At 61.6% G+C, this 12,957-nt stretch carries 17 protein-coding genes; 8 read left to right on the top strand and 9 right to left on the bottom strand.

The window, feature by feature from the left end; translation table 11 throughout:
• The first annotated feature begins 31 nt into the window (after window positions 1-31).
• The 4 genes from ftsY (at window position 32) to rpoH (ending at window position 4,128) form a co-directional block, all read left to right on the top strand.
• Window positions 32-1,474, top strand: a complete 1,443-nt coding sequence (gene ftsY, locus GSM73_RS22105; RefSeq protein WP_160893826.1) for a signal recognition particle-docking protein FtsY — start codon at window positions 32-34, stop codon at window positions 1,472-1,474.
• Entirely contained in the window at window positions 1,471-2,142 is a 672-nt protein-coding gene (ftsE, locus tag GSM73_RS22100) for a cell division ATP-binding protein FtsE (protein WP_024778908.1), read from the top strand. Before ftsY ends, ftsE begins: the two co-directional genes overlap by 4 nt.
• Window positions 2,139-3,161: a permease-like cell division protein FtsX gene (gene ftsX, locus GSM73_RS22095; RefSeq protein ID WP_047226021.1), complete on the top strand. Its 1,023-nt coding sequence runs from the start codon at window positions 2,139-2,141 to the stop codon at window positions 3,159-3,161. The genes ftsE and ftsX overlap by 4 nt, the downstream gene beginning before the upstream one ends.
• Window positions 3,162-3,273: 112 nt before the next feature.
• Window positions 3,274-4,128: an RNA polymerase sigma factor RpoH gene (gene rpoH, locus GSM73_RS22090; protein ID WP_003177476.1), complete on the top strand. Its 855-nt coding sequence runs from the start codon at window positions 3,274-3,276 to the stop codon at window positions 4,126-4,128.
• Between the two features lie 201 nt (window positions 4,129-4,329).
• Here the strand turns inward: rpoH and mtgA are convergent, their stop codons facing one another.
• Complete coding sequence (mtgA, locus tag GSM73_RS22085; protein ID WP_160893824.1) at window positions 4,330-5,052, bottom strand: monofunctional biosynthetic peptidoglycan transglycosylase; 723 nt, start codon at window positions 5,050-5,052, stop codon at window positions 4,330-4,332.
• Window positions 5,053-5,125: 73 nt separating this feature from the next.
• Between mtgA and GSM73_RS22080 the strand changes: the two genes are divergently transcribed.
• The 4 genes from GSM73_RS22080 to trmB all read left to right on the top strand — a co-directional run bounded on the left by GSM73_RS22080 (window position 5,126) and on the right by trmB (window position 7,372).
• Window positions 5,126-5,497 (top strand): DUF423 domain-containing protein, encoded by a 372-nt coding sequence (locus GSM73_RS22080; RefSeq protein ID WP_047226019.1) that lies wholly within the window; start codon window positions 5,126-5,128, stop codon window positions 5,495-5,497.
• Window positions 5,498-5,587: 90 nt separating this feature from the next.
• Window positions 5,588-5,788, top strand: coding sequence for a sulfur carrier protein ThiS (thiS, locus tag GSM73_RS22075; protein ID WP_160893822.1), 201 nt, complete (start codon window positions 5,588-5,590; stop codon window positions 5,786-5,788).
• Window positions 5,789-5,842: 54 nt separating this feature from the next.
• Window positions 5,843-6,637, top strand: a complete 795-nt coding sequence (locus tag GSM73_RS22070) for a thiazole synthase (RefSeq protein WP_003177480.1) — start codon at window positions 5,843-5,845, stop codon at window positions 6,635-6,637.
• A 9-nt stretch (window positions 6,638-6,646) separates the two neighbouring features.
• Window positions 6,647-7,372: a tRNA (guanosine(46)-N7)-methyltransferase TrmB gene (gene trmB, locus GSM73_RS22065; protein WP_047226017.1), complete on the top strand. Its 726-nt coding sequence runs from the start codon at window positions 6,647-6,649 to the stop codon at window positions 7,370-7,372.
• 146 nt (window positions 7,373-7,518) lie between these two features.
• On the opposite strand, the gene GSM73_RS22060 is transcribed toward trmB, so the two are convergent.
• The 8 genes from GSM73_RS22060 to GSM73_RS27775 all read right to left on the bottom strand — a co-directional run.
• Entirely contained in the window at window positions 7,519-7,842 is a 324-nt protein-coding gene (locus GSM73_RS22060; RefSeq protein ID WP_047226016.1) for a DUF3392 domain-containing protein, read from the bottom strand.
• A 17-nt stretch (window positions 7,843-7,859) separates the two neighbouring features.
• Window positions 7,860-9,059: a radical SAM family heme chaperone HemW gene (gene hemW / locus GSM73_RS22055; RefSeq protein ID WP_047226015.1), complete on the bottom strand. Its 1,200-nt coding sequence runs from the start codon at window positions 9,057-9,059 to the stop codon at window positions 7,860-7,862.
• Complete coding sequence (rdgB, locus tag GSM73_RS22050; protein WP_047226014.1) at window positions 9,056-9,652, bottom strand: RdgB/HAM1 family non-canonical purine NTP pyrophosphatase; 597 nt, start codon at window positions 9,650-9,652, stop codon at window positions 9,056-9,058. The genes hemW and rdgB overlap by 4 nt, the downstream gene beginning before the upstream one ends.
• Window positions 9,649-10,083, bottom strand: coding sequence for a DUF4426 domain-containing protein (locus tag GSM73_RS22045; protein ID WP_047226013.1), 435 nt, complete (start codon window positions 10,081-10,083; stop codon window positions 9,649-9,651). The genes rdgB and GSM73_RS22045 overlap by 4 nt, the downstream gene beginning before the upstream one ends.
• 25 nt (window positions 10,084-10,108) lie before the next feature.
• The gene (metW, locus tag GSM73_RS22040) at window positions 10,109-10,729 is read right to left on the bottom strand and encodes a methionine biosynthesis protein MetW (protein WP_047226012.1); all 621 of its coding nucleotides are present in this window, start codon (window positions 10,727-10,729) and stop codon (window positions 10,109-10,111) included.
• A gap of 7 nt (window positions 10,730-10,736) precedes the next feature.
• Complete coding sequence (locus GSM73_RS22035) at window positions 10,737-11,876, bottom strand: homoserine O-acetyltransferase (protein WP_047226011.1); 1,140 nt, start codon at window positions 11,874-11,876, stop codon at window positions 10,737-10,739.
• 240 nt (window positions 11,877-12,116) lie between these two features.
• Window positions 12,117-12,707 carry a YggT family protein gene (locus tag GSM73_RS22030; RefSeq protein ID WP_047226010.1) on the bottom strand — a complete coding sequence of 197 codons (591 nt, stop codon included), beginning with the start codon at window positions 12,705-12,707 and terminating at the stop codon, window positions 12,117-12,119.
• Window positions 12,708-12,717: 10 nt separating this feature from the next.
• A partial coding sequence (locus GSM73_RS27775) for a pyrroline-5-carboxylate reductase (protein WP_306110028.1) occupies window positions 12,718-12,957 on the bottom strand: 240 nt, incomplete at its 5' end.

The following is a 12,957-nucleotide window of genomic DNA, read 5'->3' as shown; positions in this document are numbered from 1 at the left end:
GCGCGTCGCTACCGTGAGATAGCCGTCCTCCATGTTTGGTTCCAACGACGACAAGAAGACCCCAGCTGCGGCTGGCGAGAAAAAAGGCCTGTTCGGATGGCTGCGCAAGAAGCCGCAGGAAACTGTCGTCGAACAGCCGCAACCGCTGCCTGAGCCCGATGCCGAGGCGGTGGCCGAACAAGCTGCCCCGATTGTCCTGCCGATTGCCGAGCCGGTATTGCAACCGGCCGAGCCCGAGCCGGAGTCGAGCGCTGAACCGGTGGCCGAGCAACCGCTGACCCCACCCGAAGGGCAAACCCCCTGGCTGACCTTGCCCGTGGCGGAAGAGCCGGTAGCGTTGGTGGAGGACGCGCAGGCGTCGCATATCGCCCCGCCGATTCCGGCACTGACCCCATCTGTCGCGGCCCCGGCCGTGGAGCCGATTGTCGAAGTGCCAGCGCCTGCCATCATGCCTGTCGCTGTCCCAGCCGCCCCTGAACCGGAGCCTGTTGCAGTTGAATTGCCAGCTCTCGCAGAGCCCGCGCCTGCCGCCGAAGAGAACAAGGTCGGCTTCTTCGCCCGCCTCAAGCAAGGCCTGTCCAAGACCAGCGCCAGCATCGGCGAAGGCATGGCCAGCCTGTTTCTGGGCAAGAAAGTCATCGACGACGAATTGCTGGAAGACATCGAAACGCGCTTGCTGACCGCCGATGTCGGCGTCGAGGCGACGTCGGTGATCATCCAGAGCCTGACTCAAAAGGTGGCGCGCAAGCAGCTCACCGACGCCGACGCTTTGTACAAGTCTTTGCAGGGCGAGTTGACCAACATGCTCAAACCGGTGGAACAGCCGCTGGTGATTGCCTCGCAGAACAAGCCGTTCGTGATCCTGGTAGTGGGCGTCAACGGCGCCGGCAAGACCACGACCATTGGCAAACTGGCGAAGAAGCTGCAGTTGGAGGGCAAGAAAGTCATGCTCGCCGCCGGCGACACCTTTCGCGCCGCTGCGGTCGAACAGCTGCAAGTGTGGGGCGAGCGCAACAAGATTCCGGTAATCGCCCAGCACACCGGCGCCGACTCCGCTTCAGTGATTTTCGACGCCGTGCAGGCCGCCAAGGCCCGTGGCATCGATGTGCTGATTGCCGACACGGCCGGTCGCCTGCACACCAAAGACAACCTGATGGAAGAGCTGAAGAAGGTTCGCCGGGTGATCGGCAAGCTCGATGCCGACGCACCCCATGAGGTGCTGTTGGTGCTGGACGCCGGCACTGGCCAGAACGCCATCAACCAGGCCAAGCAGTTCAACCAGACCGTCCAACTGACCGGACTGGCCCTGACCAAGCTCGACGGGACCGCCAAGGGCGGGGTGATTTTCGCCCTGGCCAAGCAGTTCGGCCTGCCGATTCGCTACATCGGCGTGGGTGAAGGCATCGACGATCTGCGCACCTTTGAAGCCGAGCCCTTTGTCCAGGCACTGTTTGCCGAGCGGGAGCACTCATGATTCGTTTCGAACAGGTCGGTAAACGCTATCCGAACGGTCACGTCGGCTTGCATGAGCTGAGCTTTCGGGTCCGTCGTGGCGAGTTTCTGTTTGTCACCGGCCATTCTGGCGCCGGTAAAAGTACCTTGCTGCGCCTGCTGCTGGCGATGGAACGGCCCACCACCGGCAAATTGCTGTTGGCCGGCCAGGACCTGAGCACCATCAGCAATGCCCAGATTCCTTACTTGCGTCGGCAGATCGGCGTGGTGTTCCAGAATCACCAGTTGCTGTTCGATCGCACGGTGTTCAACAACGTGGCGTTGCCCTTGCAGATCCTTGGCCTGTCCAAGGCCGAGATCAACAAGCGCGTGGATTCGGCCCTGGAGCGTGTGGCGCTGTCGGACAAGACCGATCTGTACCCCGGCGACCTGTCCACCGGCCAGCAACAGCGCGTGGGCATCGCCCGCGCCATCGTTCATCGCCCGGCCTTGCTGTTGGCGGACGAACCTACCGGTAACCTGGACCCGCGTCTGGCGGCGGAAATCATGGGCGTATTCGAAGACATCAATCGCTTGGGCACCAGCGTGCTGATTGCCAGTCACGACTTGGCCCTGATCGCGCGCATGCGTCACCGCATGCTCACCTTGCAACGCGGTCGACTGATCGGTGACGGGGAGGCTGGCGTATGAGTGCGACCCGCAGCCCCAAGGTGGCCGAGCGCGTGGCTCCGAAAGCCTCCGATCCGCAGCCGCCAAAGAAGAAGCGCGACGATGACGACGGCCCGGATTTCGCGACACTGTTTCACGCCTGGGTCGAAAGCCATCGCGCCAGCCTGCTGGACAGCCTCAAGCGTCTGGGCAAGCAGCCGATCGGCAGCTTTTTTACCTGCATGGTGATGGCGGTGGCCCTGAGTTTGCCCATGGGCCTGTCATTATTGCTAAGTAATGTGGAGCGCCTGGGTGGCTCCTGGCAGCGTGCCGCGCAGATTTCCCTGTATTTGCAGCTGGAAGCGAGCCCTGCCGAAGGCCAGGCGTTGCGCGAGCAGATCAAGGCCATGCCGGGCGTGGCCGACGCCGAATACATTGGTCGCGAGCAGGCGCTGGAAGAATTCCAGCAGCAGTCCGGCCTGGGCGATGCCCTCAAGGAACTGCCGGAAAACCCGCTGCCAGGTGTGGTACTGGTGACACCCGACGAAGTCGACAAGCCGACCCTTGAAGCATTAAGACAAAGACTTTCCGAGTTGCCGAAGGTACAACAGGCGCAACTTGATCTAGTCTGGGTCGAGCGTCTTGCGGCGATCCTCAAGCTCGGCGACCGATTTGTCTTCGGTCTGACGGTGCTTCTGGTTTCTGCATTACTTTTGGTGATAGGCAATACCATTCGTCTTCATATTGAAAACCGCCGCACCGAGATAGAAGTGATTAAACTCGTCGGCGGTACGGACAGTTATGTACGCAGGCCCTTCCTTTATATGGGAGCGCTGTATGGCTTCGGTGCGGGGATTCTGTCCTGGGGCGTATTGGCGTTTGGCCTGGACTGGCTGAATGACGCGGTAGTGGGGCTGGCCGGTTTGTACGGCAGTGATTTTTCCCTGGCCGGAGTGCCAGCCGCCGACGGTCTGTCGCTCTTGCTTGGCGCGGTGCTGTTGGGTTATATCGGTGCATGGATTGCGGTAGCACGCCACTTGCGTGAGCTTGCTCCAAAATAGTGTTTTTTGCGCGTATTGACCTTTCGGTTTTTGTGGGAACTTGTCCTACGGTTCCCGGTCAATTTTCGCAGTGCTGAACTGCACGAGTTATGTGAGTCGGAGGTTTTTTCGTATGACCACTTCTTTGCAACCTGCTTATGCTCTGGTCCCGGGTGCGAACCTGGAGGCTTATGTGCACACGGTGAACAGCATCCCTTTGCTGACGCCCGAGCAGGAGCGTGAACTGGCCGAGAGTCTCTATTATGAGCAGGATCTTGAGGCGGCTCGGCAGATGGTGCTCGCCCACCTGCGTTTTGTTGTACATATCGCCCGCAGCTATTCCGGCTACGGGCTGGCCCAGGCCGACCTGATCCAGGAAGGCAACGTCGGCCTGATGAAGGCGGTCAAGCGTTTCAACCCGGAAATGGGTGTGCGCCTGGTGTCGTTTGCAGTGCACTGGATCAAGGCGGAAATCCACGAGTTCATCCTGCGCAACTGGCGCATCGTGAAAGTCGCGACCACCAAGGCCCAGCGCAAGCTGTTCTTCAACCTGCGCAGCCAGAAGAAACGTCTGGCCTGGCTGAACAATGAAGAAGTCCATCGTGTGGCCGAGAGCCTGGGCGTCGAGCCGCGGGAAGTGCGCGAGATGGAAAGTCGCCTGACCGGCCATGACATGGCCTTCGACCCGGCCGCCGAAGCGGACGACGACAGCGCTTTCCAGTCGCCGGCCAACTACCTGGAAGACCACCGGTATGACCCGGCGCGTCAACTGGAAGACGCCGACTGGAGCGACAACTCCAACACCAACCTGCACGAAGCTCTGGAAGTGCTGGACGAGCGCAGCCGTGACATCCTTTACCAGCGCTGGCTGGCCGAGGAAAAAGCCACGCTGCACGACCTGGCGCAGAAGTACAACGTGTCGGCCGAGCGGATTCGCCAGCTTGAGAAGAGCGCGATGAACAAGCTCAAGGTGTCGATTGCGGCTTGACCTGCGGTAGCGGTAATAAAAAACGCCCCGATCAGTGATGATCGGGGCGTTTTTTTTGTGCGCCAATGTTTGACGCCACGCAGATCCCTGATGTGGGAGCGAGCCTGCTCGCGATGGCGTCGGGTCAGTCGATGACGATGTCGAATGATCCGACGCCATCGCGAGCAGGCTCGCTCCCACAGGGGATCTTCAGCGCCTCGGCTATTGGGCCCAAGGCGCCCGCCGCGAATCATTGAGCCCCAGCAGGTAGCTGTCACCCCCCAACTGGCTCATCTGCCGGCGGATCCAGTTCGCGCGCCGCAGTACATAAGGGCTTGGGCGTGCGGCGCTCCATACCCGGGGGTTGGGCAGGACCGCCGCCAGCAGGCTGGCCTGTTGCCGGGACAATGCATCGGCGCTTACCCCAAAGTGATGCCGCGCTGCGGCTTCGGCACCGAACACACCGTCATCCCACTCGACGCTGTTGAGGTACACCTCGAGGATCCGCTGCTTGGGCCAGAGTATTTCGATCAGCGCGGTAAACCAGGCTTCCAGGCCCTTGCGCAGCCAGCTGCGGCCCGGCCACAGGAACAAGTTCTTGGACACTTGCTGGCTGAGGGTGCTGGCGCCGCGAATCGAGCCGCCACGTCCGTTATGGGTAAGCGCGGCCTGGATCGCACCGAAGTCGAAGCCCCAGTGCTCTGGAAATTTCTGGTCCTCACCCGCGATTACCGCGATTTTGAGGTTGTCGGAAATCTGATCCCAGGGTCGCCAGGTGCGCCGCAGGTCGATCGGCTCGCCACCGACCCAGGATTCAACCTTGCGCTCGATCATCAGCGCGGTGAACGGCGGCGGCACCACGCGAAACAACAGCACCAGCACAACGCTGCCGACGGCGAACCAGAGCAGGGCTTTAAGGAATCGTCGAAACAATGAACGCAACATAGAGATGGCTTGGCCGAACCCGTCGAGCGGGCCATTATACAGACCCTGTCCACCGAGTCTGACTGGAGTTCTCATGCTGCGTAGTTTTCTGATGCTGGCTGCTTTTTTCGGCTTCACCGGCGTGGCATTGGGAGCGTTTGCCGCCCACGGCCTGAAAAATCGCCTGAGCGCCGATTACCTGGCGATCTTCCATACCGGCGTCACCTATCAGTTGGTACACACCCTGGCGTTGCTGGGCGTCGCGCTGCTGGCCACGCACATCCCCGGACGTATCGTCACCTGGGCCGGGATTTCGTTTGTCATCGGTATCCTGCTGTTCTCCGGGAGTCTGTATCTGCTGACGCTCACGGGCATCAGCAAACTGGGCATTATCACGCCGTTCGGTGGGGTGGCGTTCCTGATCGGCTGGTTGTGCCTGGGGCTTGCCGCCTGGCGGTTGGGCTGACCGCACGGTCCAATTCATGACGAATGGCTTGGGTCGTCCAGACTGATCGGGCTAGAATGCCAGCCCCTAAAAATGATGGCGGCATCCGGCATGCGCATTCAATTGAACGGCGAACCCCTTGATCTGCCCGACGGTGAAACCGTTGCGGCCCTGCTGACCCGTCTGGAACTGACCGGACGCCGCGTCGCGGTGGAGCTCAATCTGGATATCGTCCCGCGCAGCCAGCACGCCGACACCACGTTGAACGATGGCGACAGCGTCGAAGTGGTCCACGCCATCGGCGGCGGCTAGTCCCTGCGGTTTTCCAGTATTTCGCAAGAACCTCACCCCAACAGAGGATTTCCCATGAGCATCGTTCGTAGCGACAAGCCCTTCGTCCTGGCCGGTCGTACCTACCAGTCGCGTCTGCTGGTTGGCACCGGCAAATACCGCGACATGGAAGAAACCCGCCTGGCCATCGAAGCCTCGGGCGCTGAAATCGTGACCGTTGCCGTGCGCCGCACCAACATCGGCCAGAACCCGGGCGAACCGAACCTGCTGGATATCCTGCCGCCAGATCGCTACACCATCCTGCCCAACACCGCCGGTTGCTTCGACGCCATCGAGGCCGTGCGCACCTGCCGCCTGGCCCGTGAGCTGCTCGACGGCCACAACCTGGTGAAACTGGAAGTGCTGGCGGACCAGAAAACCCTGTTTCCCAACGTGATCGAAACCCTCAAGGCCGCCGAAACCCTGGTCAAGGAAGGTTTCGACGTGATGGTCTACACCAGCGATGACCCCATCATTGCCCGTCAACTGGCGGAAATCGGCTGCATCGCGGTGATGCCGCTGGCTGGCCTGATCGGCACGGGTCTGGGGATCTGCAACCCGTACAACCTGCAGATCATCCTGGAAGAAGCCAAGATTCCGGTGTTGGTGGATGCCGGTGTTGGCACCGCCTCCGACGCCACCATCGCCATGGAACTGGGCTGTGAAGCAGTGCTGATGAACTCGGCCATCGCCCATGCCCAGCAACCGATCCTGATGGCCGAAGCCATGAAGCACGCCATTGTGGCCGGTCGCCTGGCATACCTCGCCGGCCGCATGCCGAAAAAACTCTACGCCAGCGCCTCTTCGCCGCTGGATGGTCTGATCAAGTAAGAGCCATTGATGACTGAATCGAACGACACGCCTGTCCTCCCGGAAGAAGGCGAAGAGCGCCAACACCGCCGCATCAAGAGTTTCGTGATGCGCGCCGGGCGCATGACCGAAGGCCAGCAACGCGGCCTGGAACAGGGCACGCCGCTGTTTGTCCTGCCCCTGGCCGATGCGCCGGTGGACTTTGACCAGGTGTTCGGCCGCTCGGCGCCGCGCTCGCTGGAAATCGGCTTCGGCATGGGCCACTCGCTGCTGGAAATGGCCGCCGCGGCGCCGGAACAGGATTTCATCGGTGTGGAAGTTCATCGTCCCGGTGTGGGCGCGCTACTCAACGGCGTACTGACCCAAGGACTGACCAACCTGCGGGTCTACGACTGCGACGCCATCGAAGTGCTCAACCGCTGTGTGGCCGACAACAGCCTCGACCGGCTGATGCTGTTCTTCCCTGACCCATGGCACAAGAGCCGCCATCACAAGCGCCGTATCGTCCAGGCGTCGTTCGCTGAGTTGGTGCGCAGCAAGTTGAAGGTCGGCGGTGTGCTGCACATGGCCACCGACTGGGAACCCTACGCCGAGTACATGCTGGAAGTGATGAACGTCGCCCCGGGTTACCGTAACCTGGCCGAAGACGGCAAGTGCGTACCGCGCCCGGCCGAACGACCGATCACCAAGTTCGAACGCCGTGGCGAACGCTTGGGGCATGGGGTTTGGGATTTGAAGTTCGAGAAGGTGGCTTAAACACCAGAAGATCCTGCTGAGATGGGATCCCCTGTGGGAGCGAGCTTGCTCGCGATGAGGCCATAACATTCAATATCAATGTTGACTGTCAGGCCGCCATCGCGAGCAAGCTCGCTCCCACATTTCGTTCTGTGCTACATCGAAAATCAGCGACGGTCAGCGACCACCCCAATCAACACCAGCACCACCAACAGCACCGGTGCCAGGCTGTAGTTGTTGAACTGGCTCAAGCCCCGGACGACCCACGGCGTGGCGTAGATCAAGGCCGCGCCGCTGCCGATCATGCACAGCAGGGCGATCAGCGGGACGCGCAAGGCCCCGGCAATATTGCCAAGGCGTTGTTCGACCCAGCCCTTGATGTCGGCACCAAACAGCACCAGCAGGCAGCCTACCAATGCCAGGGAGATTTCCGACAGGTTGCTGCGGCTCCAGCGGGATACGGTGGCGAGCAGGTCGAGTACCAGATCCATGGGGTTTCCTTGTGTGATTAGCTCAAAAATTTCTGCAACAGGTCATTGAGAAACAACTGTCCGCGCTCGGTGGCTGCCAGACGTGCCGGTTCGACCCGCAACAACCCGCTTTGTTCGGCCTCGCGTCGGCCTTCAGCCAGACTCTGCAAAGGCAGGCCGGTGCGTTCGGGGTAAAGCCGCGCGTCCACACCTTCGGTCAGGCGCAGCGCGTTCATCAGGAACTCGAAGGGCAGTTCTTCATTGCTCAGGGTTTTCTCGCCGGCCAGGAAGCGTTTGGCTGGGTTGAGGTAGTCCTTGGGCAGGCGGGTTTTCCAGGTGCGCACAATACGCCCGTCCGGATGGCTGAGCTTGCCGTGGGCGCCCGCGCCGATGCCGATGAAGTCGCCGAAACTCCAGTAATTGAGGTTATGCCGCGCCGGTCGCCCGGGCTGGGCGTAGGCCGAGACTTCGTATTGGCTGTAGCCATGTTCGGCCAGCAGCGCTTGCCCGGCTTCCTGGATGTCCCACAGCGTGTCGTCCTCCGGCAAGGTCGGCGGCTGGTTCCAGAACACCGTGTTTGGCTCCAGGGTCAACTGATACCAGGACAGATGCGTGGGCTTCAGTGCAATGGCCTGGCGCAAGTCGCTCAAGGCGTCGTCCAGGGACTGATCGGGCAGGCCATGCATCAGGTCCAGGTTGAAGTTGTCGAACCCGGCCTGACGGGCCATGCCGGCGGCGCGCACAGCTTCGTCACCGTTATGAATCCGGCCCAAAGCCTTGAGCTTGGCTTCCTGAAAGCTCTGGATGCCAATGGACAGGCGATTGATGCCCAGTGCCCGGTAAGCGACAAATTTCTCTTGCTCGAAGGTCCCTGGGTTGGCTTCCAGGGTGATTTCAATGTCATGGGCGAAGGGGATTCGCGCCTCGACACCTTTGAGCAGCCGGCCCAGGGCCTGGGCGCTGAACAGGCTTGGAGTACCGCCGCCGAAAAAGATCGAGCTCAGTTCCCGGCCATACACCGCCTGCAGGTCCTGGTCGAGATCGGCCAGCAAGGCGTCGACGTATTCTTCTTCCGGCAACTGCGGGCTGGCGGCATGGGAATTGAAATCGCAATACGGGCATTTGCGTACACACCACGGAATGTGGATGTACAACGCCAAAGGCGGCAGCACTGGCAGCGGTGCCCGAGGCGTTTGCGCACCGCCATGGATCAGAGGTGCGGGGGACTCATCGATCATTGCAGGCCCAGGCGTTGGCGCAGCAAAGCCATGGCGCGGGCGCGGTGACTCAGCTGGTTTTTTTCCACCGGGCCCAGTTCGGCGCTGGAGCAGTTGCGCTCTGGCACCCAGAACAGCGGATCGTAGCCAAAACCGTGCTCGCCGCTGGCTTCGGTGAGAATGCGCCCGTGCCACAAGCCTTCGCAGAGGATCGGCAGTGGATCGTCGGCATGGCGGACGAGGGCCAGGACGCAGACGAACTGTGCGCCGCGCTCGGCTTCGGGCACATCCTTGAGGGCCTCGAGCAGCTTGGCGTTGTTCGCCGCGTCGCCTTTGCCATCTGCGTAGCGGGCTGAATAGATGCCCGGCGCGCCGCCGAGAAAGTCCACCGCCAGCCCGGAGTCGTCGGCCAGCGCCGGCAGGCCGGAAATGCGCGCGGCGTTGCGGGCCTTGAGGATGGCGTTCTCGACGAACGACAGGCCGGTTTCTTCAGGTTCGACCTGGCTGAACTCGCCAATCGAGCGCAGTTGCACCGACCCGCCGAGCATGGCCTGGAGTTCCTTGAGTTTGCCGGCGTTGTGGCTGGCCAGTACGAGTTGGGTGAAATTCATCATTCGCCGGGGAACAGTTCCTGGTTGAAGTTGAGGGTGTTGATCTTATCGCCCGTTTTCACCTGGATGTTGAAGGTGCGGGTTTCCTGCTGTTTCACCGGGTATTGGGCGATGTAATAGGTCGCGTTGGGTTCGGCCACCTCCTTGAAGTTCAGCGTGACACTGCTGCTGGTAAGGTCCTTGACTGTCCCGCTGACCTCGGCCTTCAAGGGTTTGCCATCCTTGAGTACCGACACGTTGATCACGCCCTGGGTCTTGTCGCGGATCAATCCGGCGGCGTCGGCAATATCCGGCGTCAGGAAGGTGGAATTGAAGGTGTTGTAGTGCACGGTGATGTCGCCGAACACTTCCTTGCGATCGCTCTTGATGACATCCGCGGCCATGGCTCCGGCGCTCAGGCAGGCGGTAATGAGAAACAACGCTAGACGTTTCATGTCGTGCTCCTGGAAAGGCCGGGCTTCACACCGCGACCTGATGATCGGCAAGGCCTGGGCTGCTGACCCGATAGATGCCTATTTCACCTAACAGATTAGGCCATAGCTTGCTGGCCCACCCGTGGCGGTGCTGCTGGTCCACCGCCAGGCGATCGATGACCTTGGCTTGGCGTTCGCGGCACAACGCCTCAAAATCCTCGAAGGTGCAGAAGTGGATGTTCGGCGTGTTGTACCAGGTGTAGGGCAGAAATTCCGACACCGGCATGCGCCCCTTGCTCGCCAGGTACCAGCGGCAGCGCCAGTGACCGAAGTTGGGGAAGGTGATGATGCACTGGCGCCCGACCCGCAGCATTTCGTCGAGGATCTTGTCCGGGTAGTGCACCGCTTGCAGCGCCTGGGTCATGACCACGATGTCGAAGCTGTTGCTGGCGAAGTTGCCCAGGCCCTTGTCCAGGTCCTGCTCGATCACGTTTATGCCCTTGGCCACGCACTCGGCGATGTTGTCCGGGTCGTTTTCCAGGCCGTAGCCGGTGACTTGCTTGTGGTCGCGCAGCCAGGTCAGCAGTTCGCCGTTGCCGCAGCCCAGGTCGAGCACGCGGCTGCCGGCGGGGATCCATTCCTGGATGATGTCCAGATCGGCTCTCATGGCGTCCTCACAGCGTTATACGGTTCATGTAGTTGCCGAACGCCTGCAGGTAGCGCGGGATCGGGATCAGAAAGGCGTCGTGACCCTGGGGCGCGTCGATTTCCAGGTAGCAGACGTCCTTGCGGGCAGCCATCAGCGCGTCCACCAGCTCCCGTGAGCGGGCCGGGGAGAAGCGCCAGTCGGTAGTGAACGACATCACGCAGAACCTGGCGGTGGCGCCTGCAAAGGTTTTTGCCAGGTCATCGTCGAAGTTCGCCGCCGGATCGAAGTAGTCCAGGGCTTTCGTCATCAACAGGTAGGTGTTGGCATCGAAGCGTCCGGAGAATTCTTCGCCCTGGTAGCGCAGGTAGCTTTCCACCTGGAATTCGACGCTGTGGAAGTCGTAGTTGAGCTTTTCGCTCTTGAGACCGCGGCCGAATTTCTCACCCATGGAATCATCGGACAGGTAGGTGATATGCCCGACCATCCGCGCCAGCATCAGCCCGCGCTTGGGAATCACGCCGTGTTCCTGGAACGAGCCGCCATGGAATTCCGGATCGGTGAGGATCGCCTGGCGCGCCACTTCGTTGAAGGCGATGTTCTGCGCCGACAGCTTGGGGGCCGAGGCGATTGCCAGGCAGTGGCGCACACGGTCCGGGTAAGTGATGGTCCATTGCAGGGCTTGCATGCCGCCCAGGCTGCCGCCGATCACTGCGGCCCACTGGGCGATACCGAGGCGGTCCGCCAGGCGTGCCTGACTGTGGACCCAGTCTTCCACGGTCAGCACCGGAAAGTCGGCGCCGAAGGGCTTGCCGGTGTCCGGGTTGACGCTGCTGGGGCCGGTGGAGCCGTTGCAGCCGCCGAGGTTGTTCAGGCTGACCACGAAGAACTTGTTGGTGTCGATGGGCTTGCCCGGGCCGATGCAACTGTCCCACCAGCCCGGCTTGCGGTCGTCGACACTGTGATAGCCGGCGGCGTGGTGATGCCCCGACAAGGCATGGCAGATCAGCACGGCATTGCTCGCCGTGGCATTGAGGGTGCCGTAGGTTTCGAAAATCAGGTCATAGGCTGGCAACGAACGACCGCAGGCCAGGGCCAGGGGCTCGCTGAAATGCGCCATTTGCGGCGTCACCAGACCAACGGAATCGGGGGGAAAGGCAGCTGGCATCGACCCTGCTCTCGTTGAAATGAGGCGTAAGTCTAAAGACCGCTGTGGCAAGCGGCAAGCAAAGGGCGGAGCTGATTGTCCGCCGCTTTACCCGTGGCGAGGGAGCTTGCTCCCGCTGGGGCGCGAAGCGGCCCTGAAAGCTGCTGCCCGTGACTGTCCGGGATACGGTGGCGCCGCTTTGGGGCTGCTTCGCAGCCCAGCGGGAGCAAGCTCCCTCGCCACAGGAAAGGCTGCAGCGTTTTAGATCAGCAGGCGCAGGATTTCCGGCATCATGGTCATCGCCGCCAGGTTGTTGATCACCAGCATGTCGATCAGCTTGAGCACCAGGAACGCCAGGATCGGCGAGATATCCAGGCCGCCGAGGTTCGGCACGATGCGGCGGAACGGTGCCAGCGCCGGCTCGCAGATCTGGTTCACCAGTTCGGCGCCCGGGTTGTGGCTGCCGGGAGCGACCCAGGACAGGATCACGCTGATGATCAGGGCGAAGAAGAAAATCTTCAGGAACAGCGCGGTCACGCCAATGATCGACCAGATCAGCAGTTGCAGCGGGTTGCCGGTGGTGCCGTAGGTCAGCAGCAGGGTCAGGGCCATCAGCGCCAGTTGCACGATGATCGCCAGTACCAGCGACGACATGTCCAGGCCGAACACGCTCGGAATGATCCGGCGCAGTGGTTTGAGCAATGGCTGGGTGGCCTTGACGATGAACTGGCACAGCGGGTTGTAGAAGTTGGCGCGCACCAGTTGCAGCACAAAGCGCAGCAGTACGATCAGCAGGTACAGGCTGCCGAGGGTTTGCAGCACGTAGACCGCTGCAGTGTTCAATCCGATCATGAATGGCTCCTTATTGGCCCAGTTGTTCGGCCATTTCGGCCGAGCGGTGCGCGGCGGCGCCGAGTGCTTTTTCCACCAGGGCTTCGAAGCCCCCGGCCTGGAACGATTTGATGGCGGCTTCGGTGGTGCCGGCTGGCGAAGTCACCCGGCGCCGCAGTTCGGCCGCATCGACATCGCTGGACACTGCCATGTGGGCGGCGCCCAGGGCGGTCTGCAACGTCAGTTTGGCGGCGGTTTCGCGCGGCAGGCC

The sequence above is a fragment of the Pseudomonas sp. PICF6 genome (genome assembly GCF_009831705.1).
Classification (GTDB): Bacteria; Pseudomonadota; Gammaproteobacteria; order Pseudomonadales; family Pseudomonadaceae; genus Aquipseudomonas; species Aquipseudomonas rhizophila.
Note: the sequence above shows the minus strand (reverse complement) of the source record. Positions and strands in the feature narration are given on the sequence as shown.

Excerpts from the sequence above, each read along its gene's own strand:
- ftsY (WP_160893826.1), top strand. The coding sequence starts at position 32 with ATGTTTGGTTCCAACGACGACAAGAAGACCCCAGCTGCGGCTGGCGAG.
- ftsX (WP_047226021.1), top strand. The coding sequence starts at position 2,139 with ATGAGTGCGACCCGCAGCCCCAAGGTGGCCGAGCGCGTGGCTCCGAAA.
- GSM73_RS22060 (WP_047226016.1), bottom strand. The coding sequence starts at position 7,842 with ATGGATCTGGTACTCGACCTGCTCGCCACCGTATCCCGCTGGAGCCGC.
- metW (WP_047226012.1), bottom strand. The coding sequence starts at position 10,729 with ATGAGAGCCGATCTGGACATCATCCAGGAATGGATCCCCGCCGGCAGC.
- GSM73_RS22035 (WP_047226011.1), bottom strand. The coding sequence starts at position 11,876 with ATGCCAGCTGCCTTTCCCCCCGATTCCGTTGGTCTGGTGACGCCGCAA.
- GSM73_RS22030 (WP_047226010.1), bottom strand. The coding sequence starts at position 12,707 with ATGATCGGATTGAACACTGCAGCGGTCTACGTGCTGCAAACCCTCGGC.
- rdgB (WP_047226014.1), bottom strand. The coding sequence starts at position 9,652 with ATGATGAATTTCACCCAACTCGTACTGGCCAGCCACAACGCCGGCAAA.
- thiS (WP_160893822.1), top strand. The coding sequence starts at position 5,588 with ATGCGCATTCAATTGAACGGCGAACCCCTTGATCTGCCCGACGGTGAA.
- GSM73_RS22080 (WP_047226019.1), top strand. The coding sequence starts at position 5,126 with ATGCTGCGTAGTTTTCTGATGCTGGCTGCTTTTTTCGGCTTCACCGGC.
- ftsE (WP_024778908.1), top strand. The coding sequence starts at position 1,471 with ATGATTCGTTTCGAACAGGTCGGTAAACGCTATCCGAACGGTCACGTC.
- GSM73_RS22045 (WP_047226013.1), bottom strand. The coding sequence starts at position 10,083 with ATGAAACGTCTAGCGTTGTTTCTCATTACCGCCTGCCTGAGCGCCGGA.
- GSM73_RS22070 (WP_003177480.1), top strand. The coding sequence starts at position 5,843 with ATGAGCATCGTTCGTAGCGACAAGCCCTTCGTCCTGGCCGGTCGTACC.
- rpoH (WP_003177476.1), top strand. The coding sequence starts at position 3,274 with ATGACCACTTCTTTGCAACCTGCTTATGCTCTGGTCCCGGGTGCGAAC.
- hemW (WP_047226015.1), bottom strand. The coding sequence starts at position 9,059 with ATGATCGATGAGTCCCCCGCACCTCTGATCCATGGCGGTGCGCAAACG.
- mtgA (WP_160893824.1), bottom strand. The coding sequence starts at position 5,052 with ATGTTGCGTTCATTGTTTCGACGATTCCTTAAAGCCCTGCTCTGGTTC.
- trmB (WP_047226017.1), top strand. The coding sequence starts at position 6,647 with ATGACTGAATCGAACGACACGCCTGTCCTCCCGGAAGAAGGCGAAGAG.